The 23,338-nt window shown below is 63.8% G+C and carries 21 protein-coding genes and 1 pseudogene; 11 read left to right on the forward strand and 11 right to left on the reverse strand.

All coding sequences use genetic code 11. The annotated features are described in order from the left end of the window. Positions 1–155 precede the first annotated feature (155 nt). Both AC5RVY_RS02255 and AC5RVY_RS02260 read right to left on the reverse strand, forming a co-directional pair. Entirely contained in the window at positions 156–473 is a 318-nt protein-coding gene (locus AC5RVY_RS02255; protein ID WP_493953066.1) for an antibiotic biosynthesis monooxygenase family protein, read from the reverse strand. A gap of 20 nt (positions 474–493) precedes the next feature. Further along, positions 494–1,345 carry an SGNH/GDSL hydrolase family protein gene (locus AC5RVY_RS02260; protein WP_493953067.1) on the reverse strand — a complete coding sequence of 284 codons (852 nt, stop codon included), beginning with the start codon at positions 1,343–1,345 and terminating at the stop codon, positions 494–496. A gap of 461 nt (positions 1,346–1,806) precedes the next feature. Here AC5RVY_RS02260 and AC5RVY_RS02265 point away from each other — a divergent pair, with 461 nt between their 5' ends. After that, complete coding sequence (locus tag AC5RVY_RS02265; RefSeq protein ID WP_493953068.1) at positions 1,807–2,025, forward strand: hypothetical protein; 219 nt, start codon at positions 1,807–1,809, stop codon at positions 2,023–2,025. Between the two features lie 58 nt (positions 2,026–2,083). On the opposite strand, the gene AC5RVY_RS02270 is transcribed toward AC5RVY_RS02265, so the two are convergent. The 5 genes from AC5RVY_RS02270 to AC5RVY_RS02290 all read right to left on the reverse strand — a co-directional run bounded on the left by AC5RVY_RS02270 (position 2,084) and on the right by AC5RVY_RS02290 (position 8,093). Beyond that, positions 2,084–2,251: a hypothetical protein gene (locus tag AC5RVY_RS02270; RefSeq protein ID WP_493953069.1), complete on the reverse strand. Its 168-nt coding sequence runs from the start codon at positions 2,249–2,251 to the stop codon at positions 2,084–2,086. A gap of 349 nt (positions 2,252–2,600) precedes the next feature. Further along, entirely contained in the window at positions 2,601–4,085 is a 1,485-nt protein-coding gene (locus AC5RVY_RS02275; RefSeq protein ID WP_493953070.1) for a dihydrolipoamide acetyltransferase family protein, read from the reverse strand. A 5-nt stretch (positions 4,086–4,090) separates the two neighbouring features. Then, positions 4,091–5,203 carry an alpha-ketoacid dehydrogenase subunit beta gene (locus AC5RVY_RS02280; protein ID WP_493953071.1) on the reverse strand — a complete coding sequence of 371 codons (1,113 nt, stop codon included), beginning with the start codon at positions 5,201–5,203 and terminating at the stop codon, positions 4,091–4,093. Beyond that, complete coding sequence (gene pdhA, locus AC5RVY_RS02285) at positions 5,200–6,423, reverse strand: pyruvate dehydrogenase (acetyl-transferring) E1 component subunit alpha (RefSeq protein ID WP_493953072.1); 1,224 nt, start codon at positions 6,421–6,423, stop codon at positions 5,200–5,202. The genes AC5RVY_RS02280 and pdhA overlap by 4 nt, the downstream gene beginning before the upstream one ends. 356 nt (positions 6,424–6,779) lie before the next feature. Beyond that, positions 6,780–8,093 carry a polysaccharide deacetylase family protein gene (locus tag AC5RVY_RS02290; RefSeq protein WP_493953073.1) on the reverse strand — a complete coding sequence of 438 codons (1,314 nt, stop codon included), beginning with the start codon at positions 8,091–8,093 and terminating at the stop codon, positions 6,780–6,782. A gap of 336 nt (positions 8,094–8,429) precedes the next feature. Between AC5RVY_RS02290 and AC5RVY_RS02295 the strand changes: the two genes are divergently transcribed. Both AC5RVY_RS02295 and AC5RVY_RS02300 read left to right on the forward strand, forming a co-directional pair. Beyond that, positions 8,430–8,822 carry a nuclear transport factor 2 family protein gene (locus tag AC5RVY_RS02295; protein WP_493953074.1) on the forward strand — a complete coding sequence of 131 codons (393 nt, stop codon included), beginning with the start codon at positions 8,430–8,432 and terminating at the stop codon, positions 8,820–8,822. 146 nt (positions 8,823–8,968) lie between these two features. Then, complete coding sequence (locus tag AC5RVY_RS02300; protein WP_493953075.1) at positions 8,969–9,424, forward strand: hypothetical protein; 456 nt, start codon at positions 8,969–8,971, stop codon at positions 9,422–9,424. 7 nt (positions 9,425–9,431) lie between these two features. Here AC5RVY_RS02300 and AC5RVY_RS02305 read toward each other — a convergent pair whose 3' ends face one another. Beyond that, positions 9,432–10,067, reverse strand: a complete 636-nt coding sequence (locus AC5RVY_RS02305) for a LysE family translocator (protein WP_493953076.1) — start codon at positions 10,065–10,067, stop codon at positions 9,432–9,434. 266 nt (positions 10,068–10,333) lie between these two features. On the opposite strand from AC5RVY_RS02305, the gene AC5RVY_RS02310 reads away from it, so the two are divergent. Then, the gene (locus AC5RVY_RS02310; RefSeq protein ID WP_493953077.1) at positions 10,334–10,798 is read left to right on the forward strand and encodes an Lrp/AsnC family transcriptional regulator; all 465 of its coding nucleotides are present in this window, start codon (positions 10,334–10,336) and stop codon (positions 10,796–10,798) included. A 604-nt stretch (positions 10,799–11,402) separates the two neighbouring features. Then, positions 11,403–11,573, forward strand: coding sequence for a hypothetical protein (locus AC5RVY_RS02315; protein WP_493953078.1), 171 nt, complete (start codon positions 11,403–11,405; stop codon positions 11,571–11,573). 45 nt (positions 11,574–11,618) lie between these two features. Here AC5RVY_RS02315 and AC5RVY_RS02320 read toward each other — a convergent pair whose 3' ends face one another. Continuing rightward, the gene (locus AC5RVY_RS02320) at positions 11,619–12,656 is read right to left on the reverse strand and encodes an acyltransferase family protein (RefSeq protein ID WP_493953079.1); all 1,038 of its coding nucleotides are present in this window, start codon (positions 12,654–12,656) and stop codon (positions 11,619–11,621) included. A gap of 164 nt (positions 12,657–12,820) precedes the next feature. Between AC5RVY_RS02320 and AC5RVY_RS02325 the strand changes: the two are divergent. From AC5RVY_RS02325 to AC5RVY_RS02345, 5 genes and pseudogenes are all read left to right on the forward strand, one after another. Next, positions 12,821–13,153: pseudogene (locus tag AC5RVY_RS02325) on the forward strand (Lrp/AsnC family transcriptional regulator); the annotation flags it as partial. Positions 13,154–13,691: 538 nt separating this feature from the next. After that, positions 13,692–14,150, forward strand: a complete 459-nt coding sequence (locus AC5RVY_RS02330) for a hypothetical protein (RefSeq protein ID WP_493953080.1) — start codon at positions 13,692–13,694, stop codon at positions 14,148–14,150. A 77-nt stretch (positions 14,151–14,227) separates the two neighbouring features. Beyond that, positions 14,228–15,364 (forward strand): COG1470 family protein, encoded by a 1,137-nt coding sequence (locus AC5RVY_RS02335; RefSeq protein ID WP_493953081.1) that lies wholly within the window; start codon positions 14,228–14,230, stop codon positions 15,362–15,364. Between the two features lies 1 nt (position 15,365). Further along, a complete protein-coding gene (locus AC5RVY_RS02340; RefSeq protein WP_493953082.1) occupies positions 15,366–15,869 on the forward strand; it encodes a hypothetical protein in 504 nt (167 codons plus the stop codon). Beyond that, on the forward strand, positions 15,866–18,004 hold the full coding sequence (locus tag AC5RVY_RS02345; RefSeq protein ID WP_493953083.1) for a beta strand repeat-containing protein: 2,139 nt from the start codon (positions 15,866–15,868) through the stop codon (positions 18,002–18,004). The genes AC5RVY_RS02340 and AC5RVY_RS02345 overlap by 4 nt, the downstream gene beginning before the upstream one ends. Before the next feature lie 80 nt (positions 18,005–18,084). Here the strand turns inward: AC5RVY_RS02345 and AC5RVY_RS02350 are convergent, their stop codons facing one another. Together AC5RVY_RS02350 and AC5RVY_RS02355 are read right to left on the reverse strand one after the other, a co-directional pair. Then, complete coding sequence (locus tag AC5RVY_RS02350) at positions 18,085–19,296, reverse strand: MinD/ParA family ATP-binding protein (RefSeq protein ID WP_493953084.1); 1,212 nt, start codon at positions 19,294–19,296, stop codon at positions 18,085–18,087. A gap of 1,474 nt (positions 19,297–20,770) precedes the next feature. After that, a complete protein-coding gene (locus AC5RVY_RS02355; protein WP_493953085.1) occupies positions 20,771–21,949 on the reverse strand; it encodes an acyltransferase family protein in 1,179 nt (392 codons plus the stop codon). 97 nt (positions 21,950–22,046) lie between these two features. Between AC5RVY_RS02355 and AC5RVY_RS02360 the strand changes: the two genes are divergently transcribed. Continuing rightward, on the forward strand, positions 22,047–23,321 hold the full coding sequence (locus AC5RVY_RS02360) for an O-antigen ligase family protein (protein ID WP_493953086.1): 1,275 nt from the start codon (positions 22,047–22,049) through the stop codon (positions 23,319–23,321). The last annotated feature ends 17 nt before the right edge of the window (positions 23,322–23,338 follow it).

A 23,338-nucleotide genomic window follows, 5' to 3' on the forward strand; every position in this document is an offset into this window, starting at 1 on the left:
TATCCGGACCAAGACCACTGCCCTGATCCGCAAAATATTTCCGAAATTGCTGTAATTACCTTGGGTGCGGCAGCTAGCGACCTAATTCAGCAAGATAGTGCTGATCTTCCTAAGCGAAAGGCGTACGACGGCGGCGCTTGCCGCCGTCGTACGCCTCACCTTTCAGCCAGCGTGGGCTGGGCGGAGTTCACGAGCTCGTAGTGCTCCACCAGGGGAAACGGCTCGTAGAACCTGTGCAGCAGTTCCCGCCACTGCTGATATTCCGGCGATCCCCTGAAACCCTCGGTATGGTCTTCCAGGCTCTCCCACTGCACCAGCAGCAAGTACGTGCTGGGAGTCTCGATGGAACGCGAGAGGGATAAAGAGATAAAGCCTGGCATCGAGGCGATAATCGTACGGGCGCGGTCGAATGCGGCCTCAAATTCCTCTTCTTGGCCGGTGATGACGGGAAGCAGCGCGTGTTCGGTAATCATCGGGCAAGTCTTGCATATGGCTATTCGGTCAGCCCGGCCCAGGACTCCAGGAACTTCCCCGCGATGTAAGCGTGGCCGGCGGTGTTTGGGTGGGCGCCATCGGCGTCGAAGCGCGGACTGTTGGCGTTCGTGAACCAGCCAGCCTCGAGGGCATCAACAAACGGGGCGTTGGCCGCTGCCGCACCAGCACGGACGGCGCTGTTCACGGGGCGTAGTTCCTCCGCGAGGGGTTGCGGCGCCGACGGCCCGAGCACTACCACCTGGACACCGGGCCAGAACCGGCGGGCAGCCTCGATGGTCTGGGCAGTGGCCGCTTCAACTTCAGCCGGATTGGTGACCTGCGAGTCGTTTTGGCCGCCCTGGAGGATGAGCACATTCGGCACAAAGGAAGGGTTGGCCGCGATATCCCGCAACCGGACTTCGTACTCGCCACCCAGCTGATCATTCGCCCCGCCGCCCCAGGCGAACCCGGTTCCGCCCACGCCGTCTACGTTGGCGGGGTACCCGAGCTCCCCCGCAACGAGGTACGCCCACCCCCGGTCCGGCCGGTCGGCACCATCCCCGGCTGTGTAGGAGTCACCGACGATCAGCAGAATGGGTTCGGCCGGCAACTCAATTCCGGGCTGTTGAGCCGTTGCGGTTGCCGTGGGTGTGGGAGTCAGGGACGCCGGGGGTGCGCTAGCAACGGAGGCAGTAGCGGCAGGCCTGGCCGCCGCCGTGCTCACTGACACCGGGAGGGCTTCGGCAGGGCCGCGCGGACTCGTCAGGGCCAGTGCCGCCACCCCGAATGCGGCCACGGCCAGCACAAAAAGTGCAGCGTACCTGAGCCATTCCTGCCTGGTGATACTGGGGCCCCCACCGTTCCTCGTCACCGGCACATCATACCGGCACCAGGCACCCCGGAACCCTGCCAGACAAGCCAACGCAGAGCTCTTGACAGGGCTCAGGGAAGTGAACAACGTACTGAGCCGGGTCTTGCAGTGTTGACCGAGGGTGCTACCGGCCCAAAGAAAAATTGCGTTGACCTCTCCATCGCTGCGGATCAGACTCGTAGGTGCGGATCGACTGAAAATGCCTGTCCGTCGCTATTCGGAAGTTCCTTTTCCGTTCACATAGAGGGAGAAGGATCCGTACCAGGAGGCTGGATTCCTTTGATGGGGGGCTCATGGTGCTGGGGATGGACGCGGAGGGGACGGCGTGGTCCCTTCCGCCTCTGAATCACTTTCCGGCCACCCGTGTGTCCTGCCTGAGAAGGGGTTTGGCCAACCAAGTGCCTCCGTCCAGTGGGGTACGTGTTTCATTCAGGAACGACAAAGGGTGAGGTTGTCTGAAAATGGGCATTGAAGAGTTGTGGGACCGGCTCGAGCCAGACACGCGGCAATGGTTTGTGGATAATCCCGGGTGCAAAATCCTTCCAAGGGCTGTGGTGGCAACCATCGAGAAGACCACCGGAGCCCAACTCGACCAGGACCGGCACGGTGAAACTGTCCTCTCGCCCAGCGACTGCGACTTCATCCGCACCGCTGCAGACCTCGCCGAACGCCGGGCCTAAGTCCTCCAGAAGGTAAGGCGTACGACGACGGCGCGCGGCCGCCGTCGTACGCCTTACCTTAGCCAGACGGCGTTGACTGTGATTCGAAGTAGATGGTCAGGCCCACCCCCACCAGGATGCCGAGAATTACCCCCGCCACGGTACCAACGAGTTCGGGTGGGCCGCTCAGAACTATCCCACAGGCCAGGTCCCCCGGGTTTCCCGGGGAAACCCGCTGTTCCCTCATAAGAAAACTGGCGGTGTCCGGATTGCCCCGCAAGAACGTGGGGTCGTAATGGAACCTGCAGGGGTTCACCCAATTTCTTGCCCACCAACCCAGAAGACCGCCCACTACGGCATGAGTTCCCACGCTCCACCTGAAGGCGAAGGGATGCGCTTTGGCTTCGCTCATTGCATCAGTTTCTGCCCGGCGCCTCTTCCCAGACAACGGCATTTTATGCGTGTGCCTACCCTATTTTTTTGTTTCGGGATTTTAGCGCCGCCCGGCCGCGATCATGCGGCTTAGGGCGTGGATGGAGACGTACGACGACGGCACGCGGCGCCGTCGTGAGCCTCACCATCAGGAGCTGGCTGGGTCAGATATCCGCGAGGAGGCCCGTCGGGTTCTCGATCGCGTCCGCGATGAAGCGGAGGAAGCCGGCAGCGGTGCCGCCGTCGCACACGCGGTGGTCGAACGTGAGGGTCAGCTCGGTGACCTTGCGGACGGCCAGCTCACCGTTGACCACCCACGGCTTGTCGATGATCCGGCCGAGGCCGAGGATGGCCACCTCCGGGTGGTTGATGATCGCGGCCGAGCCGTCCACACCGAACACCCCGTAGTTGTTGAGCGTGAAGGTTCCGCTGCCCAGTTCGGTGGGTGTTGCCTTGCCCTGGCGTGCAACGTCGGTGAGCCGGCGGATCTCCGCATCCAGCTCGCGCGCCGTCAGCTTCTCCGCGGCCCGCACCGAGGGCACCACGAGGCCGCGGTCGGTCTGGGCAGCGATGCCGAGGTTGATCCCGTCGAACGAGACGATCTCCTGGGACCCGTCATCCGCGGTTTCGATACGGGTGTTCAGCTCCGTGTACTTTTTTAGCCCAGCTGTGACAAAACGCGCGATGAACGCCAGCAGGCCCGGTACTTGGGCGCCGCCAACCTTAAGCCCCTCGCGGAGTTCGAGGAGCGCTGTGGCGTCCACGTCCACCCACACCGTTGCTTCCGGAATCTCGGAGCGGCTCCGCGCCATGTTGGCGGCGACGGCCTTGCGCACTCCCCTGACGGGTGTCCGGGAGGCAATGCCCAGGCCTGTACGGGCGTCCCGGCCCTGGGTTTCGGCAGGCTGAGTTTCGACAGGCTTGGTTTCGACAGGCTTGGTTTCGGCCGGCTCAACCGCCGGCGCACTGATCGCCTTTTCAACGTCCTTGCGCATGATGAGTCCGCCCTCGCCGGAGCCGGGGAGCTCGCCGAGGTCCACGCCGTGCTCCCGGGCCATCCGGCGCACCAGCGGGGAGATCACGGCACCGAGCTTGCCGGGGACACGGGTGCGCAGGAGGGAGAGGTCGTCGAGGTCCTTGGCTGCGGTGGCCGTGGAAACGGGCTCGGCCACCGCAACAGACGATTTGCGGGCGCGTGTCCGGCGGGCAACACCATGACCGCCCGGAGTTCCGTAGCCGATCAGCACGTTGCCGGACCCGGCCTTTTCTTCTTCCCGGTAGGCCTCCGCCTCAGGCTGGCTTTCCCCAGCAGAATCCGCGGGCTCACCCAGTTCGGTTTCGTCTGGCTCTGTTTCGGGCTCGGCAGGCTCAGGCACCGGACCTGAATCAACTACGGGAGAAGCACCAACAGGCGTCACCGAGATCAGCGGCTTTCCAACGTCCAGGGTCTCGCCAGGCTGACCGTACAGCTCGGCAACAATCCCGGCATACGGGGAAGGCACCTCAACCGTGGACTTGGCGGTCTCCACCTCGGCGATCGGCTGATCAACAGCGATCGAGTCGCCAACGGCAACGTGCCACGACACCAGCTCCGCTTCGGTGAGGCCCTCGCCCAGGTCCGGCAACAAAAACACACGCGTCTCGCTCATAAAAATCAGTTCTCCCACTGAAGGTCGTCGACGGCGTCGAGGATGCGGTCCACGCCGGGCAGGTAGTACTTCTCAAGCTTGGGCGCCGGGTACGGAATGTCGAATCCGGTGACACGGCGGATGGGCGCGGCCAGGTAGTGGAAGCAGCGCTCCTGCACCCGGGCCACAATCTCCGAGGACACGGACGCGAAGCCGTGCGCCTCGGCGATCACCACGGCCCGGCCGGTCTTGCGTACAGATTCGCAGACGGTGGCGTCGTCGAACGGGACGATGGTGCGCACGTCGATCACTTCCAGGGAGCGCCCCTCCAAAGCAGCCGCTTCGGCGGCGGCGAGCGCGGTGGGGACGGAGGGCCCGTACGCGATCAGGGTTGCGTCGGTGCCGGGACGCGCGACGGCGGCACGCCCCTCAGACGCAAGGCCCGCCGTCGTGCCTTCCGTGTGAAGGCGCCGCAGCTCACCCAGGTCCACCAGGTCCTTGGACCAGTAGAGCTTCTTGGGCTCCATAAACACCACGGGATCGTCCGAGTCGATGGCTTCGCGGAGCATCCGGTACCCGTCCGCCACGGTGGCCGGGGTGAACACCTTCAGGCCGGCGGTGTGGGCGTAGTAGGACTCGGAGGAGTCGCAGTGGTGCTCCACTCCCCCGATGCCGCCGCCGTAAGGGATCCGGATCACCAGGGGCAGCTTCACGGCACCGCGGGTGCGGTTGTGCATCTTGGCCACGTGGCTGACGATCTGCTCGAACGCCGGGTAGGCGAACGCATCGAACTGCATCTCGATCACGGGGCGCATCCCGTTGATCGCCATGCCCACGGCCATGCCCACAATGCCGGACTCGGCCAGCGGGGTGTCGAAGCAGCGCTGCTCGCCGAACGTTGCGGTGAGTCCGTCGGTGATGCGGAAGACTCCCCCGAGTGTTCCGACGTCCTCGCCGAACACCAGGACGGAGGAATCAGCCTCCATCGCGTCAAACAGCGCGGTGTTCAGCGCCTTGGCCATGGTGACCGGCTGCGGGCCGGCGGCTTCGGCGCTGGCAGCGGCGGACGCGGCGGCCCGGGCGGTTGCGGCGCTGACGTTGCCGTTGGCCTCGGATGAGGTGGTGATGGTGGGGCTCATTTGCCGGCCTCCTGTGATGATGCTGCTGCGTCGCGGGCGAGTTCGTCGGCGAGCAGAGCGGACTGTTCCTTCAGCTGGGGCGTCTGCTTGGCGAACACGTGGCGGAAGAGTTCCTGCGGGTCCACGGGCACGTCCTCGCTGAGCCCTTCGCGCAGCTGGGTGGCCACCGCTTCTGCGTGCGAAGCAATCCGCGCCTCAACGGCATCGTCCAGCAGGCCGCGGTCCGTCAGGTACGCACGCATCCGGTTCACCGGATCCTTCGCCCGCCACTCGGCAACCTCAGCGCTCTCGCGGTAGCGGGTGTCGTCGTCGGCATTGGTGTGGGCCTGCATGCGGTAGGTGTTGGCTTCCACCAGCAGGGGGCCGGAGCCCTCCCGGGCCAGTTTCACGGCCCGGTCCAGGACGGCGAGGAGGGCGACGACGTCATTGCCGTCCACGCGTTCGCCGGCCATGCCGTAGCCCACGGCCTTGTGCGCGAGCGACGGCGCCACGGACTGGTGTGCCAGCGGCACCGAGATGGCGTACTTGTTGTTCTGGACGAAGAAGATGACGGGCAGGTGGAAGACGGCGGCGAAGTTCAGCGCTTCATGGAAGTCGCCTTCGCTGGTGGCGCCGTCACCGCACATGGCGAGCACCACGGTGTCCTCGCCGCGGAGCTTGGCTGCGTGGGCCACGCCCACGGCGTGCAGCAGCTGGGTGGTCAGCGGGGTGCACTGGATCCCCACCTTGTGCTGGAGCGGATCGAACCCGCCGTGCCAGTCGCCGCGGAAGATGGTCATCACCTGCACGGGGTCCACGCCGCGGGTCATCACTGCCACGGCGTCGCGGTAGGTGGGGAACATCCAGTCACCCTCGGACAGGCACAGGGCGGCCGCCACCTGGCAGGCTTCCTGGCCATGGCTGGACGGGTACACGGCCATCCGGCCCTGCCGGACCAGTGCAGAGTTCTGGTCGTTGACGCGGCGGCCGACGACGAGCTGTTCGTACGCGGCCAGCAGTTCCTCATCGCCGGGCAAGGGGTACTCGTGGCCGGGTTCGGTGCCCTGCTCACCCTCGGGCAAGAGCCGGCCGTCCGGGTCCACCATCTCGATCTGGTGCCTAGCCGGGAGCATGTAGTCCTCGGCGGTGATGCCGAACTTCTTGACGGCTTCGGTGAGCGCGTCCTCTGCCGGCTGCGCGCCCGCACGGTGCGGCGCGGTGTGGTCTGCGGAGATCGTCATTGTTCCGTCCTTCTGTTGCCACTATTCCTTCCCAGTATCTGCCCGCCGCAGGTTTCGTATCCAGCATCTTGAGGAATCGTGGAGAAGCTGCTCTGAAATGACTTATCCGCAAGACGATTTGCAATTGTGAGCTGGCTTACGGGCAGGGGTTGTGGACGAAATGCCCGACTCGGCCGGACGGAGGATTGCCAGGTCGGGTGGGTCGGGGCGGGCGGGCGGGCGGGGAAACGCCGACGACACCCTCGGTCGTCTCCGACGCGCACATTCTTCGACGCGGCCCGGAACGCGTACCGCGCTTCATCCCGTGAGCCGTAACCAGAGGGGGCCCTGAAGGATAACTGCGGGCAGCCAGTGGCTTATTGCCGGGCGGGCCGGGATCTGTAGACGTGTCCGGGCGTCAGCGGTGTGCCTTCGAAGAGTTGCGGGACGGACACAAGGTGGTAGCCCTGGCTTTGTAGGGCGGAGATCAGTTCCTGCTGCCCGGCAATGGTGGTGGGCTGGACGTCGTGCATGAGGACGACGGCGCCGGGCGTGGTTTCATTGAGGACTTTCGGCACATACGCGGCCGGGTTTTTGCTTTGCCAGTCCAGCGAGTCAACGGCCCACATGATCAGGGGTTTGCCCACGGCCGTCTGGACGGCGGCGTCGGCCGCCCCGTAGGGCGGGCGCATCATCGTCGGGGTGGAGCCCGTGGCCGCGAGGATTGCGGCATCGGTGCGGTCGGTCTCTTTCCGGACGTCCGGTGCGGACAGCTTCGTTAGGTAGGGGTGGCTGAAGCTGTGGTTTCCGATGGCATGCCCGGCGTCGGCGACCTGCCGTGCGATCGAGGGGTTGGCGGTGGCATTGGACCCGGTCATGAAGAAGGTGGCTTGGGCGTTCTTCTCCTTGAGTATGTCCAACAGTTGCGGTGTGGTGCGGGCGTCCGGGCCGTCGTCGTAGGTCAGTGCCGCGCAAGGTACGAGGTCGCAGTTGATGTGACGAAGTGCGGGTGGGATGGCTGGCCTGGGCGCCGCGGCCGTATTTAGCTGGGCCAGGGCCTGCTGGCCATAATCGCTCAGAAGCTCCGAGGTTTCGCTGGCGTTCAGTGTCGTCGTCAGTTCGCGCGCTGCCTGGCCGGGCACCCCGGTCAGCTGCGCCGTCACGGCGAGTTCGCCGGCGGGGTCCAGGACCAGGTCGGTCACCGCGGGTTCCTGCCCGGACGGCACCGCTATGCCGGCCGGGACGCCAAGAACCCGCGCCCGAATGTCCCGCACGGCCTCGGGCCGCAACAGGTCCGTGCCCGGGTGCATGGCGCCGGAAACGGTGTCAAAGTACATCGTGGCCGAACGTACGGAAGTGGTGCCGTCGGGCGCGGAGTCTTCGACTCTTTCCCGGACAACCATCAACGTCCCCAAGGCCTGAACCGGTTTGGCGGAGATACTCAGTGCCTGATGTGTTGGCTCCCCGGCGTTCAGTGCCATCGCGGGACGGTACCGGCTCCCCGCGCCCGCCGTGGCGTCCAGGATTACGAGCAGCCACGAATCCATATGCCCGTTCAACGCCGGCAGCCCGTCCACGTACGTCCAGGATGCACGGACACGACGCTCGCCGACCCTGGCGTTAAGCGACATCGCGTACCCGCCGTTGACCTGCGCGGGACGCTGCAGCACGCCTGCCAGGGGGTCGGGCATAAAATTCGGTGTCGTGGTACTGCTGACTCGCTCGTGAGCAGCCGTCATGGCAGCAGGGGGCTCAACAGGTTCATCCCCGCCGCAGATGATCGCCGTGGCACAGATAGCAGCCAACGCAGCCCGCAGGCATGCCGGAGCCACCTTGCCGCCCCCGCGCCAAGACCCTCGTTTCACAGACCGAAATCCTCCCCAGATGTCCCCTTAGTGCTCGATTTTGCCCTACTTCCAGAACCGCTCGAAACCCGGCGCACGGGCCGTCGACACTAACCAGCTGCAGGCCTAGCCTTAAATCGCCACGCATCACTATGGATTAACAGAGAGGTTGGTGGACGTGAGATGGGTGCTCAGGAAGACGCGGAATTGGTGCGCCGCGGGTATGAGGCCTTCAACGCCGGAGATATGGAGACACTTTCCGGCCTCTTTGCCGAGGACGCCGTCTGGTATCCGGCCGGCAGCGGCGCGTTGTCCGGAAAGAAGCAGGGGCGCGAGGCGGTCCTGGCGTATTTTGGCGAGCTTGGCACACGCTCCCAAGGATCCTTCCGGGTGACGGTACAGGATGTTGTCGGCGGCGAAAACCACACCGTTGGGATCCAGCAAAGCCATGCCCAAAGCAACGGCAAAACCATGGACACCGAAGCCGTTATCGCCTTCGTGATCCGCGACGGCAAGGTCGTAGAGGGCCGGGAGTACTTCGATGACACAGCCAAGGCGGACGAGTTCTGGTCATGAGGCTGGCACGGACAAAGTTCTAAAGCTTGGCCGCACCGTTTGCTGAACGATGCGCTATTGAGGTGGCCGCGGCTATGCGGCCACCGGCTCGAAGAACGGCGGACTATCCACTGCGCTGAACCTGAGGCATCACGGAAGGAGCGGACATGCCCAGGGTGGAAATTGCGATGAATTCCCGTGTACCAGCGGAAAAAATCCGGGACGCGCTCCTGGACTTCAGCCCACGCCGGCCGGAGATCTGGCCTGGCATTTACGCGCCCCTGTACGAGGTATACGAGATCGGAGAGACCTCTGCGGACATCAGGGAGGGCAGCAAGGCTCCCGGCGGCACGATCTGGGCCAAGGAACACTATGACTGGTCCGCGCCAGACGCCGTTACCTGGACAGTGCGCGAGAGCAATTTCTGCGCGCCCGGCAGTTATGTCACCGCGCGGATCACTCCAAGGGACGGCGGGTCGCAGATCCACGTCATCTGGGACCGGACTCCAACCAGCGTTCAAGGGCGCATTGCAGCGTTTGTCATTGTGGCGACGCGCGGTGCACCCGTGGCGGCCTCATTGCGGCAGGGCCTGAAACGGCTCGAAGCACAAGGCGCGCGCTAGTCAAAAGCTACGAGCCGACGCTCGATGCCACCATGCCCAGGCCGAGCGCGGCGAGGACGCCGCTGCTGCCGCGTTCGAGCGAACTGCTCACCCGGGGCCGCTGCAGCCACGCCATGGCCTTCGCCGCGGCGATGGATACGGCCACCAGGTAGACGAACCCGATCGCGCTCTCGATGCCACCCAGCACCATGGCCGTGTCCAGCGTGTTGCCGCCGTGCGGAATGAACTGCGGAACTACGGCCAGGTAGAACAGGCCCACCTTAGGGTTGAGCAGTGTGGAGAGCGCTCCCGCGCCGAATCCGGCCTTCCGGCTGTACTCCCGGCGCGGCGAGGGCCCCGGCGTGCCGGACGGTGTGCCGCGCCGTGCCCGGATCAGCGACGAGATTCCCAGGTACAGCAGGTACAGCCCGCCCGCGATCTTCAGCCAGCGGAACACTTCCGCCGACTCCTCCAGCACAGCGGCAAGCCCCACGCCCACCAGCACGGCCCAGACCATGGACGCCACGGCCGAGCCGAACGCCGCGGCAATCCCGGCGCCGGCACTGCGGAGCGAGATCCGCAGCACCAGGAACGTATCCGGGCCCGGGGTCACGGAGAGCAGCAGGCACAGGCCGCCGAAGGCCAACAGGGACACAGCAGTCATGGGCACCATTGTCGGGGCGTCCGACTCCGGCCCGCAATTCGCCTGCCGGTCACGTAACCTCGCCGTCGCGGTCACCGCACTCGTGCTCGCCTCGAACGCGACGGCGTTATCGATCCGCCCTGTGAACCCACTATTCCTTCCAGGCACGGGTTCGGGAGAGGTTTCGTATCCAGCATTCTGAAAATCGTGGAGAAGGTGCCTAGTTCTGCCTACACTGGGAGACGTATTGCAAATATGAGCCAGCTTACCGACGGGTGCGTGGACAATTGGCAACGAGGGATGCGGCAACGGAACCTGTTCCGCTGGACGAGATTGACCGCAGGATCATTTCCGAGCTGACCCGGGACGGCCGGATGTCCGTCACGCAGGTGGCTGAGAACGTCCACATCTCCCGGGCGCACGCCTACACGAGGATCGGCCGGCTCACGTCAGAGGGCGTACTGTCCAGGTTCACAGCACTGGTGGACCCGATCAAGGCCGGGCTGCGCTCGTCCGCCTACGTCACGCTGAAGCTGAAGCAGGATGCCTGGCGGGAACTGCGCGACCAGCTGGGCGCCATCCCGGAAGTGCACCACGTGGCTTTGGTGGGCGGCGACTTCGATGTGATCCTCTTGGTGCGTGCGGTGGACAACATCGACCTGCGCCGGGTCATCTTCGACCAGCTGCAGTCCATGCCCGGCGTCCTCGATACCCAGACCTTCCTAGTGTTCGAGGACCTGGATACGCGCTAGACCGTTGGTTGTAGTTCTCTCCCAACAAACTCCTTTAGACGCACGGGATGCCACTTTCTGCCACAATTGCGACAGCCACGGAAGGCAAGTTGGATGCCTCCGCAGCGGATAGGGCATACTCACCCCGCGTGGTTAGCCGGGCCGTGGGGAAGCTGCACGCTGGCTTTGCCGCCCGGAACAGCGTCCCGGCGCGACTGGTCTTCACAGGCTCATCCACGACAGCCGGTCACGCAGCAACGTCCGCGGACGCCCGCTACACGGACATCATGCTCCGTCGAATCCAGGCGCAGTCCCCCGCATCCGGCACCGAACCGAACATGGTCGTATCAACGCCGTCTGCAGCGCGCCTGGTGTTCACTGGTACAACGCGGGTGAATCCGGCACCATCTCCGGGAACTACCTCACCGACGCCGAAGCGGACAAGGTTGCCGCCATCGCGCCGCTAGCGGTCTTCCACATAATCGGCTCCAACGACTTCTCGCCCGACGTTGCTTTGGCTACATACCGGTCCAACGTCCTCAGTCGGATCAGCCGCGTTAAGGCCGCGGTCAGCACTCCATTGGTTCAAGTACTGTTACAGCCTTACGAGCGGTTCGATACCGCGGTGACGGACGGTACGGCGAACACCTGGGCCGCCTACGGGCAGGTCCTCAAGGAGATCGCGGACGTTGACCCCGAAAAGTCGCCTTCCTCGACGTTTCCGCACCGTTCTACGCCGCTGGCGGACCTGGCACTGGCCCGCTCAACCTCGCAGACCCAGACGCAATCCACCTGACTGACGCTGCGATACGGGTCAGTGTGCGGCGGGTCAGTGTGCGGCTCATGATGGCACCTGGGCTTTCGTTTGAGTGGGTAGGGAGAACAGGAACCGAAGTCCCAAGCGTTGCAGCAGTGCCCGTATTCCGAGCGCTGCTGCGACGAGGACTCCGGTCAAAAGGAGCGGATAGACGGCCCCGATAACTACGGACAGTGGCCCGCTTTCGAAGCCACTATTACTCAGCACCGCCACGAGGGCCAGCAACGGCAGGTGAAGGACGTATATCGGCAAGGTGTTCCTACCAATCGTCCCCCAAAACCGAGTAAAGAGTGGATGCCTGGCTAGGACTGCAACGACGGTAAGTCCGACCCATGTGGCTGCGGCATTGCCCAGAGGACGGATACCCGGAACGGTTTGTGAGCCGAGAAGGAACAGCCCCACCACGGCAAGGTACACAAAGCAGGCCGCCACCGCAGTCTTGGGTGTAGCCTGCGCCACCACTGCCTTGATCTGATCGGGGTAGAACGCGCCGGCAAGGAAGAACACAAAGTTCCCGAGAACCCCAATCTGCACCGTCAACGGCCAGAACGAAGCCACCAACGCTAACAGCCCGGCAATCCCCAGCCCTGCATGCTTAGGCAGAAACTGGAACAGCAACTTCGCGACGAGGAAATATGCAGCAAGAGCATAGAGATACCACAGGCTCGATGCCGGGTAGAGCAGGGCCCATGCTGTCCCCGCCGCGGTGGCCGCGCTGTCACCATCCAAGCTGCTCCCTAACGCTGCATAGATAGCGCAGGAGATGACCAGCCAAACAGCGTAGAGGTAGTACGGCTGCGCAACACGTTTCCGCCTTACGACGCCCCAAGGTCGCCGTAATGAGGCAGCCGCAACCAGCCCCGATACCAGGAAAAACAGGGGCATTCGCAAAGGATTGAGGCCGCGGCCCAGCGCATCCCACAATACGTGCAGCCAGATCGGAGCGGGGGTCAAGAGGAACTCTTTGTTGGTCACATGCACGAGGACGACAAGGACGATGCAGACACCCTTCACGGCGTCCACCCATTCCAGGTGAGTGGATTGGCGCAGATCGGTCTCCATCAGCCTGCAAGCCCCCTCGCGCAGTACCCAGCGGTGCTGATGTGACTAATGATACCGGGTGCTGCGGGCAGCACCACCTGGCAAATAAATCCAGTTATGCTCCATGACCATATGAGCCCGGCCCTCGTGCCTGCGCCCTTCGAAAACCGCCGTTTGCCGGGCGGCACGCATGCACGCGGATCGGCCGGCTGACTTCCGAGGGCGTGTTGTCCAGGTTCACCGCGCTAGTGGACCCCATCAAGGCCGGGCTCCGCTTGTCCGCCTACGTCACGCTGAAGCTGAAACAGGATTCCTGGCGCGAACTGCCCGATCTGTTGGCAGCCATTCCGGAAGTGCACCACTTGGCCCTGGTGGGAGGCGACTTCGACGTGATCCTGCTGGTGCGTGTGGTGGACAACATCGACCTGCGCCGGGTCATCTTCGACCAGCTGCAGTCCATGCCCGGCGTGCTCGATACCCAGACGTTCCTGGTGTTCGAAGACCTGGGTACGAGGTAATTGCCCTAGTGGCGGGCTTTGGCCTTGATGAGAGCGGCGGCCAGGAGCCCCGTTCCTGCCAATGATGCCAGCATGCCGCCCAGTGCTACGGCGTATTCGGTGATAGTCATGTCCGTTGCCCTTCCTGGTGTTTCCTGCCTGAGGACCCAAGCTACGCGCGAAGGTTCAGGATCCTGTGAAGAATCGCCCGCAGGTTTGGTCAAGATTTGGACAGCATAAAAATCAAGGGCACAGGTCTGCACGTCCCCTCGGGCTTCTCTGACAACTGCCTCCCGCACTACCTGTTCAAGTTCGTCCGCCCTCAATTGCAGGGCAAAGGAGCACCACCCCACAGATTCGAGTACCGGCTGTGGTCCGAGTAGTAACGCCGGAAACCAAGTAGTACCTTGCCCGGATGCACGCACATTCGGGTACAGCTACGTGTTGTTGCGCAGGCCGGCAGCCGAAAATATTGGGTCATCGATCCACCGAAAGGCACCTGGATGGGGCCACTCATGGGGGAACGGGTTCTCACTCACCACTTTCAAGGAGTCTTTCCATGCGTCCAATGACCAAGAAGAACAAGATCGCCGCTACCGCCGCTTCCGTGGCACTCGTCGCCGTCAGTGGCGGCGCAGCCTACGCCTACTGGAGCACCACGGGCTCCGGTTCCGGGCAGGCCGCAGCGGGTTCTGGCACGTCACCCGTAACCATCAACGTGTCCTTCGAGCAGGGCATCACTCCCGGCGGCGAGGCCAAGACCATCACCTACAAGGCGGTCAACCCGAACTCAAGCAGCACGCCGGTGACCCTGGTGGACCCGGTAGTGACTACCAGCGATGGTGCCTGCCTCCCAGCGTGGTTCAAAGCCACTGTCCCGTCAGGCGCAACTACCGTCCCCGCCCGAGTTACCTCACACCCTCTCGGTACCGGACTGCTCACGTTCACCGATGAGCCCGCCGTCGACCAGAACGCCTGCAAGGGTGCCACCATCACGGTGACCGTCGGCAGCAACTAGCCAGCTGCGGGCCGGGGATGGGTGAAAACCCCGTCCCCGGTCCGCCGTCATTTGCACCAAATGGGAAGGGGCACGGGGTGCACACCAAGGACGGACACCCGCGGCATCGTTTGCGGACAGCCATAAGAGTGGCGCTGATCGGGGTTGCCGTGATGCTGGCCAGCGCGGGGGCGCTGTTCGCGGCGTCGCAGGGCACAAAGCCGGGCATCACCGTCCAGGTCTCCCCGGCCAGCCAGTCTGTCCAGCAGGGACAGTCCGCGGCATACACGGTGACAATAACCTCCACCGGAGGCTTCAGCGGCGCGGTCAACCTGACCACTGCAGGACTGCCGGCAGGAGCAGCAGGTGCCTTCACGCCGTCGTCCGTCACCCTCACCTCTGGCGCCAAGTCAGCCACCACGCTGAACGTCACCACCGCCGCGACCACCCCGGCGGGGACCAGCTCCCTGACCATCACCGGCACCAGCGGCAAGATTTCCGGCAGCGTTACCGCCAGCCTCACCGTCAACTACAAGTTGTCCTCCGCCTTCTCCATGACGGCCACCCCGGATTCCCTCAGCGTCCCGCCGGGCGCCACTGCCGTCTATACGGTCCAGCTGACCCGGAACAACTTTTCCAGCCCGGTCAGCTTCAGCGTCCTGGGCGGACTGCCCGCCGGGGCCACAGCGCAGTTCTCGCCCAACCCCGCCACCGGCAACTCCACCACCCTGCAGGTCACAACAACAGCCGCTTCCCCGACCGGAAGCTACAACCTGTACCTGGTGGGCACGGGGAAGGACTCCGCCGGCAAGTCGCAGTACGCCTACGCGAACGTCCAGCTGGTCCTGGACTCCACCATCAAGCAGTTCGTCCTGTCAGGAAACGTCCCCGGATCGCTCTCCCCCGGAACATCCGCCGGCCTGGACCTGCAGATCAACAACCCCAACACCAAGCCGTTGTCCCTGACCAATGTCTCGGTCGCCGTTGCCGGAGTCACCAGGAGCGCGGACGCCGCGGCCAGGAACCTCCCCTGCACGCCCGCTGACTTCAAGGTCACGCAGTACAGCGGCCCGTACCCGCTGGCCGTTCCCACCGGCACCAGTTCCCTTTCCGGAGCCCGCATCGCCCCGTCGGCGTGGCCCCAAGTGGGGATGCTCGATTCCTCCGCGAACCAGGACGGCTGCAAAGGCGCAACCCTTCAGCTCACATACTCAGGATCAGGACAGGGGAACTGAGATGACCACCACCGCCAGGACGGCCCGCGCCAAACGCGGGCTCAAGGCAGCCGCCCTCGCCACAACACTGATTGCCGCAGGAGCCGGAACCGCTTACGCCTATTGGAGCAGCGCGGGCACAGGCAGCGGATCCGCCGCCGCCGGCACCATGCAGGCCATCTCCGTGGATGCGCTTGTGGCCGGGGACAGCCCGCGGGCTACGCTCGTTCCGGGCGGTACTGCCGACGTCGTCCTGCGGATCACGAACCCCAACTCCTACGCCGTGCAGGTTTACAGGGTCTCCCCCAACGGTGCGGCCACCGCGGATTCGGCTCATTCCGGCTGCACCACCACTGGGGTTACTTTCACCGGAACCGCCGCACCGCTGGCCCCGGCGACCGTTATTGCCGCGAACTCGTCAACCCTGCTCACCCTTCCCGGATCGGCCGCCATGGACACCACTTCACTTGCAGCCTGCCAGGGCGCCACCTTCCGCCTTCCCGTCACGGCGGAGGTGCGCAAATGAGCAGCCTCGCCATCCGGAAAACGCCGCAGGGCCTCCGCCGTCTCCTCCCGGCACGGCTGGCGTGGATTATCACCGCGCTCCTGCTCCTGCTGGGCACGGCCACTGCGGCCTACGGCTTCTGGGCCTCCACCACCAGCAGCAACAACGCGGCCACCGCCGCCGACACCCTGTCGCCGGGATCCCAGCCGGCCGTCACTGCGAGTGGGGCGTCCCTCAACGTCACCTGGGCAGGCGGAACCACCGTCAACGGGCGCCTCGCGAGCGGGTACCGCATCACCCGGTACTCCGCCGCCACGGGCGGCACCGGAACACCGGCCACCGGTGGCTGCACCGGGACCGTCACTACCCTTTCCTGCACTGAACAGAACGTGCCCGGCGGCATCTGGTACTACACGGTCACCCCCACCATCTCTCTCTGGAGCGGCGCGGAAAGCCCGCGCAGCACCGGCATCAGCAGCGACTCCACGGCGCCGGTAGCCGCGGTCTCGGCCATCTCCCCCACCCCCAACGCTGCAGGGTGGAACAACAGCAGCCCCGTCACCGTGACCATCACGGCCGATGACGGCGCGGCAGGCTCCGGCGTTGCCTCCATCAAATACGCTGTCGACGGCGGCGCGCAGCAGACCGTGAGCGGCGCCGTCGCCAGCGTCCCCGTCAGCGGGGACGGAACCCATACGGTGTCCTACTTCGCCACCGACAACGCCGGCAACGCGGGGACGGCTCAAACCCAGACCGTGCGGATCGACAGCGCCGCACCGGCGGCGCCGGGGCTCAGCGTCCCCGGCTACGTAAACTCCGCCAACGTTGCCGCGGTCCCCGTCACGGGCACAGCGGAAGCCGGCGCCAAAGTCACCCTTAAAGCCGCAGACACGGGCACAGGCACCCCGCATTCGGTGACGGTTACGGCCACCGCCTCGGGCACGGGAACCTGGTCCGCCAGCCTGGACCTGAGCAGTTTCAAGCAGGGGACCATCAACTACACTGCCAGCGCCGCTGACGCCGCCGGCAACACCGGCACAGCCACCACGGCTACGAACACCAAGGACACCGCAGCTCCCGCTGCGGCCCAGGGCCTGAGCGTGCCGGCGTACGTGAACATCGCGAACGCCGCGGCAGTTCCGGTCTCCGGCACCGCGGAAGCCGGCGGAACTGTGACGGTTTCGGCCGCCGACGGCGTGCCCGCCAACACGGTCACGGGCACGGCCACTGCATCCGGGACCGGCGCGTGGTCCCTCAACCTGAACCTGAGTGCCCTCAACCAGGGAACCGTCACCTACACCGTGACTGTGCGGGACACGGCGGGAAACACCGGCGCAGCCAGCGGCACCACCAACACCAAGGACACCGTGGCGCCCGCGCTCACCATCACCGCACCGACGTACGCCAACAGCACCACAGCCAGCTCCATCCCGGTCAGCGGCAGCACGGATTCAGGCACGGCAGTCAATGTCACAGCCAGGGACGCCGCGCTCAAGAGCGTTACTACCCAGGCCACGCCGTCCGGCGGGTCATGGGGCGCCAGCCTCAATCTGTCCACGCTGGGTGACGGCAACGTCACCTACACCGCCGCCACCACCGATCCCGCCGGCAACAGCACCACAACGACGGCCACCGGGCCGAATATGAAGGACACCGTGGCGCCGACAGCCACAGGCTTGGCCCTGGCGAACGGAACCGGCGGGGCCAAGGCGGGGACTCCCGATGCCCGTGACACGGTGACCATCACCTATTCGGAGGCGATGGATCCGGCGAAGTTCTGCCCCGGCTGGAACGGGTCCGCAGCGCTTAGCGGGACCGTCACCATCACGAATGGAGCCGCTGCCACCAACGACACCATCAGCTTCTCGGGCAGCACCTGCACGGCACCGAACATCGGAACCGTCTTGCTCGGAGGGGATTACGTGGGGGCAACATCCGCCGTCTTTGGAGCCAGCGGCACCGTGTCCACCCTGACCTGGGATGCAACAACCAAAACACTGGTCATCCAACTGGGGAAGGCACCTACCGGCCAAGGAGCACCGAACACCTCGGTGGCGCCGGGCACGCCCTCCTACACTCCAGCTTCGGGCCTCACGGACTTGGCGGGGAACTCGCTGGGGACCGGCAACGTCAATGGTTCCAGCTCGGGTTTCTAGCGCCCGACAACAACACGGCTCCTCAACGACCAAGTCGTTGGGGAGCCGTTTGCGTAGGAAGCCCGAGCAGCGTTCAGCTCCTACCGGTACCCGTCCACGATTGCCGCCGCAATTTCCTTGTACGCGCGCCGGGTTTCCGGCTTAAGCACATCGAGCGTAACGAGGTCGCCATCAGCCACGCCACGATCGTGCGGAACAGCGATCAGTTCACGGCATATGCCGGAGAGGTGTTCCTCGATGGCGTCCTTGTCCACCCGGGAGGAGACTTCGTCTTTGTCGGTGATCACCACAATGGCGTTCCGGGCCAAGTCCTCGTAACCGTGGCTGGCCAGCCAGTGAAGGGTGCTGCGGGCGCGCTTCGCACCACTGACGGCGTAGCCGGCGGCGATTACGAGGTTGTCCGCGGACTGCAGGATCCCGCTCATGGCGTTGTGTGTCACGCCGGTGCCGCAGTCTGTCAGCGCGACGGAGTAGTAGCTGGAGATGAGCTTTCGGATGCGCAGGTACTCGGCGGCGGTGAGCGAGTCTGAGACCTCGGGATCCTGCTCCCCCGCTATCAGGTGCAGCCGGCCCGCATGGTGCATGTACCGGGCCAGGGCGGTGAGCGAGTCGACTGACTCGATGTTCTTGAGCAGGTCGGTGATGGTGCGCGGGCTGGCCTGCTGGTAGATCCCCTCGCCCAGGGCCCGCTCGACCAAGTCACCGGAGTCCGGGTTGGCGTCGATGGCGCACGGGGCGTCGCCACGGTATTCAGCGAGAGTCAGACCCACCCCCACCGTGGTGGAGGTTTTTCCGATGCCGCCCTTGAGGCTGAGTACCGCGGTGTTGTAGCTGCCCTGGAGCTGACGGGAGATGCGTTTTGCTAGCTCGTCTTCCTGACGCTGCTTTGAACCGGGTCCCAGGTTCCAAGCGCCCCCGGTCAGGTTGTAAAGGGCACCGCGGAACCCGCCGACAGGCCGCGGCTTCTGTTCTTTGACGAACAGCCCTGGAGAGCTGATGAAGTCCGGCATGGGGCTTTCGGCGATTGTGTCCGCGACTGTCGGGCGGGCTCGCCGGAAAACAGGCGTTTCCGCGGGAGCGGCGGACGGGGCCTGCGCGGGTGTCACGTCGGCCGCAGCGCGGGCGGAGGAGATGATGTCTCGTGAAACTTGCTGCGCTGATACCGGCGGCCGGTTGGGGGCTGCTGGCTGGGCGGCGTCCGCGGCGGCTGCTGCCTCTGCCCAGGAGGTCCGGCGTGTTGGCAGATTGCCTGCGTCGGGCTGGACGGAGGGGTTGGGTGTTACAGCTGGCATGGTTCCTGTCCGGGCATCCGCCAGCTCACCGTCGACGCGACGGAGGTCGCGGCGTCGGCGCAGTCGCGGCTGCCCTTCTTCCTCTGCATGGGCGCGTGCGTTCTGATCCGCCGGATCGGGCATTTATGTCCCCCCAGGACGTTCGGCAAAGAGTTTTTGCAGCACTGGTTCAAACAGTAAGTCTAGGGGCTAGGTTGAAAAGCCCGGGTCAGATGCGGGTGAGCGCGGCCGCCACCACGGCTGCGGTGAGGATCAGAAGAAGCGCGAGGACAGCGTAGCCCTGCCACTTGGGCCGGCGTTTATGGGGGTTAATGTCAACGTACGGCATGCTAGCGGTGACTACCTCGGGGTGCGGTGGGGTGTGCGGCGCCCCGGACGGCGCGGCGCTTCAGCCGCAGCGTCTGGAGCAGGACAAGAAAGGGGATCAACAGCGTGCCCAGCAGCGCACAGAGCGCCAAGGCATAGTCGGCCAGGGCCATACAAACCTCCGTTTGGTCAGTAGCATTTCCCCATGTCAAATTAGGGAGGACGCTACCTGTATGTCCCCGCCAACACAAACCACGTCAACATCCGTGCTCCCGGACCCGCGTTCTGCCACTTTTGCAGGTATCCAGCTGGGGCCACGATGAACGGGTCATTGTAGCGGAGTATGGCGACCCGCCGCGGCACCGTCATGGTTATGGACAGGACAAGGGGACCGCGCGCTGGGGGCAAGGAACTCTCCATCACGACATCCCCTGCAGGACGCGAGACAAGCTCGAATAAGCCGACCAGGCTGGGCTCCCGGCAGGACTCGACACAGGTCCTCAACGAGCGAGTTCACCGTGCCTGACCAGGACGGTCACCTCGCAGCAGGGAACGGCAACCTGCCCGCAGACACCTACGTTGCATCGGTCAGCCCGCCCAATTCCCTGATCCTGACAAGCAGGCACTGGCCACCGTGGGCGCACAGAATGGTGTGATTTAGGGTGAAATGTACCTCAATAACACCTATTGCTGGGCGGTTGACGCGGCCACGGGCATCTACTACTGCGTCGCCAACGTCTCATCCAACGCCGGAACCATGCAAGGAATCTTCTATCTCGACCAGCCCGACGGGCAAAGCCCACGTCCTTGACCCCGGCGGTGTGAACGTCAGCATGAACGGATTCGCGTTCTGCTATCGCGGCCGGGTCTGGATGTGGTGCAGAGCGTTGACGGACCTCCTCGAAACCAGGCGTCGTGGTTGGGGCCGACTAGACCTCGAGCGGATTACATTTTGCAGCCAGCCGGAAGTGCTATGCACCATCTCGGTAGTCTGTGCCCAGGTCACGACGAAGCTGTTAGGCTACGGAGTCACCCTGCGCAAGAAGGACGTAAACGCAAGGAAGGCGACCGAGCCAAGGATTAATGATCGTGATGCGCCCCGCATGCGGCAGCGCACACCAGCGGCGAGAAATCGTCAGGGAAGCCCTGTTCACACCCAACGTACTGACTAAACAACAGCCGCGGAGTTCATGTTGGAAGGTCCAAGCCATCTTGAGAGCTTATGGCTTGGGCCTTCGATAGCCCTGAAGAATATCTCTGAAACAACCAGAGAGATCGGTAAGGCGGTAACCAGAACGAGCAAAGGCGAGGATGTTCCTCCTAGGAGGAACGCGCTGCTGGAGACTATCGGGTCATGGATGAGGTACAAACTGAATGACCGGCCGCCCAACCACTGAACCGGCCTTGCTTCCAGAAACGCCCGCGCCGGAAGCCAGCACAACGCTACGACGACGATCACAGCGGCCCCTGCGACTTGGGCCAGCCGTGATGCCGACACCAAAAATGAAGGCACAAACTCCACTGCCTGCAGCATCCAGTGGGACGTAAGCAGGACTATCGAGAACGTCAATAGCAGGGGCCAGGCGCCGCGGACCTGGTCTGCCATTTTCGCCGCTGCAAGGATCCGGTCTTTATGCAAAAACATAAGGACACCAAGGGCGAATATCGGGAGGAACCTGAAGGCATCCAAGTCGGTGAAAGCGAACGTACCCATTAGTACAAATACCGCAATGATGAATACGACGGTGCCGGTCCGGGTGCTGTGGGCCCGTCGTGCGGCGACAAGGTAGATAGGCAGTAACAGTGAAAACCAAACTTCCCACTGCAAGGACCAAATGGGGGAATTGAGTACACTTATCGTTCCCATGAGCGTCGCATCCATGAGCCCATCAGACAACGTGACTGCCTGGTGCACGTTAGTCCACCAACTGGCTCCTTCGATAGGCGCGCGAGGTACGAGCGTAATCACGAGTGCCGCGAAGAGCAACGATGCCCATACTGGCAGGTACAGGCGCGGCAATCTCTGACGATAGTAAGCGACCCAAGAAAACCCGGGTCTTTGCGTGGGGCCGCTGAGGACGAAACCACTGAGTATGAAGAACACAAAGACAGCCTCGGTCCCGGCCCAGAACAAGTGCAAGGGGGTGTAAGTCAGCCACCACCCTGCACTGAAATCTGACGCCCTCCCGCGTTCCTCAATTGCGTTGGCTAAAGTCGGGGACGTGACCATCGAGTGGTTGCAGAGCACGATAATTGCCGCAACGCCTCTGAGTCCATCCAAGGAGCGAAACCGGTTGGTTTTGGTCACAGCCGTAGCCAGGGTCGAGTTAGTCAAGGTATCCCCCATATGATCGTACTTGCCCAATAGTACCGGTCAGGGAACCACTGCTATTCGAAAAGAAGTCGTGAAATTCCATCTTCATGGCTCCTGATAATCTATCGGGATGACCTCAGGGGAACAGACCAAGGCGCGACTTCCAGTTATTTTGGCAATCGCCATGGCATTCCTAGTGGTCCAGGACACCCTGAATACTAAATTTGGGGTTCAGGGGCCTGCCACGATAGCCATTGCTGGACTCTGCGCCATCCTCATTCTCGGCTCAGCAACATCGCGCCCGTCCTCCTTCGCAGCAGGCGTAGTCCCGATAGCGATGTGGCTATTTGTGGCATGGGCTCTCTTTCGGCTAGCAGTAGATCCAAGCGTCGAGGGCCTTCAAAATTGGCTTGTCTGGTTCATACTCCCAGCATCTGCTGTTGCTGTCGCAGCCCGGGCCACGAGCGGGACGCTTGAACGTGCGTACCCCTTCTGGAGGAACGCGGTTGTTCTTGCGAGCCTGATCTACCTTGCGGCGACGGTGGTTGATGGTCCGGGCAGCGCAGGTCTCCCTTACTCTGCTCGTGGCGCTGGTTGGCTCGGGCTCATCGGGCTATGCCTCGTTCTTCCGTGGGTCGTCATATTCCGAAAAAGCTGGGTACCAGTGGCAATCATCACGGCCGGAATCGCACTTTCTGAATCGCGGACACCACTAGCCATAGCAGCGGTCCTAATTGTCGTGGCAATATCGCTGAGGCCGTTTAGGGGAAAATCGCCCGGTACTGCGCGGGTAATCTTCCGCGTGATCATCATGGCAACCGTCGTCGGCATCGCAACATGGTGGGCGGTTACAAACCTACCGTTCCTCGCCGAGCGCTTCGTCGTTGGCGATGGGTTCACCGTGGGCGGCGTCCAGATCAACGCGTCTGGCCGCGCTAACCTCTGGGCAACTACTTACGAATACTGGCAGACGGCGCCCTGGCTCGGACACGGCCCCGGGTCATCCCAAATTTTGGTCACGCAGATCTACTCCGTGTTGAGCTCTCACCCACACAACGAATACCTAAGAATACTTGCCGACACAGGGATCCTTGGCATGGTCTTCTGGGGATCAGCGATGCTAGTTACATTTCGTCAGTCGATCAGGAGACTTCTCGGCACAAAGAGTCAGGCAGGTTCTGCGACTCACATGTCAGCACTATTGGCCACACTCGTGATGCTGTTTGGAGCGGTGACGGACAACATCACTATCAGCGTCTTCTCCGTACTCCTGATTGGTTCTCTATGGGGCCTGAGTGCAGCGCAGGAACGATCTGAGGACATCGGTGCAGGCTGCTACGACGCCAAGAGGACCCTACCAGCGGCATATCGCCATTTGCAGCGGCGAACGGTGGGCCGAGTTTAGGGCTTTGAACGTCCCGT

This window comes from Arthrobacter sp. Ha26, assembly GCF_059091705.1.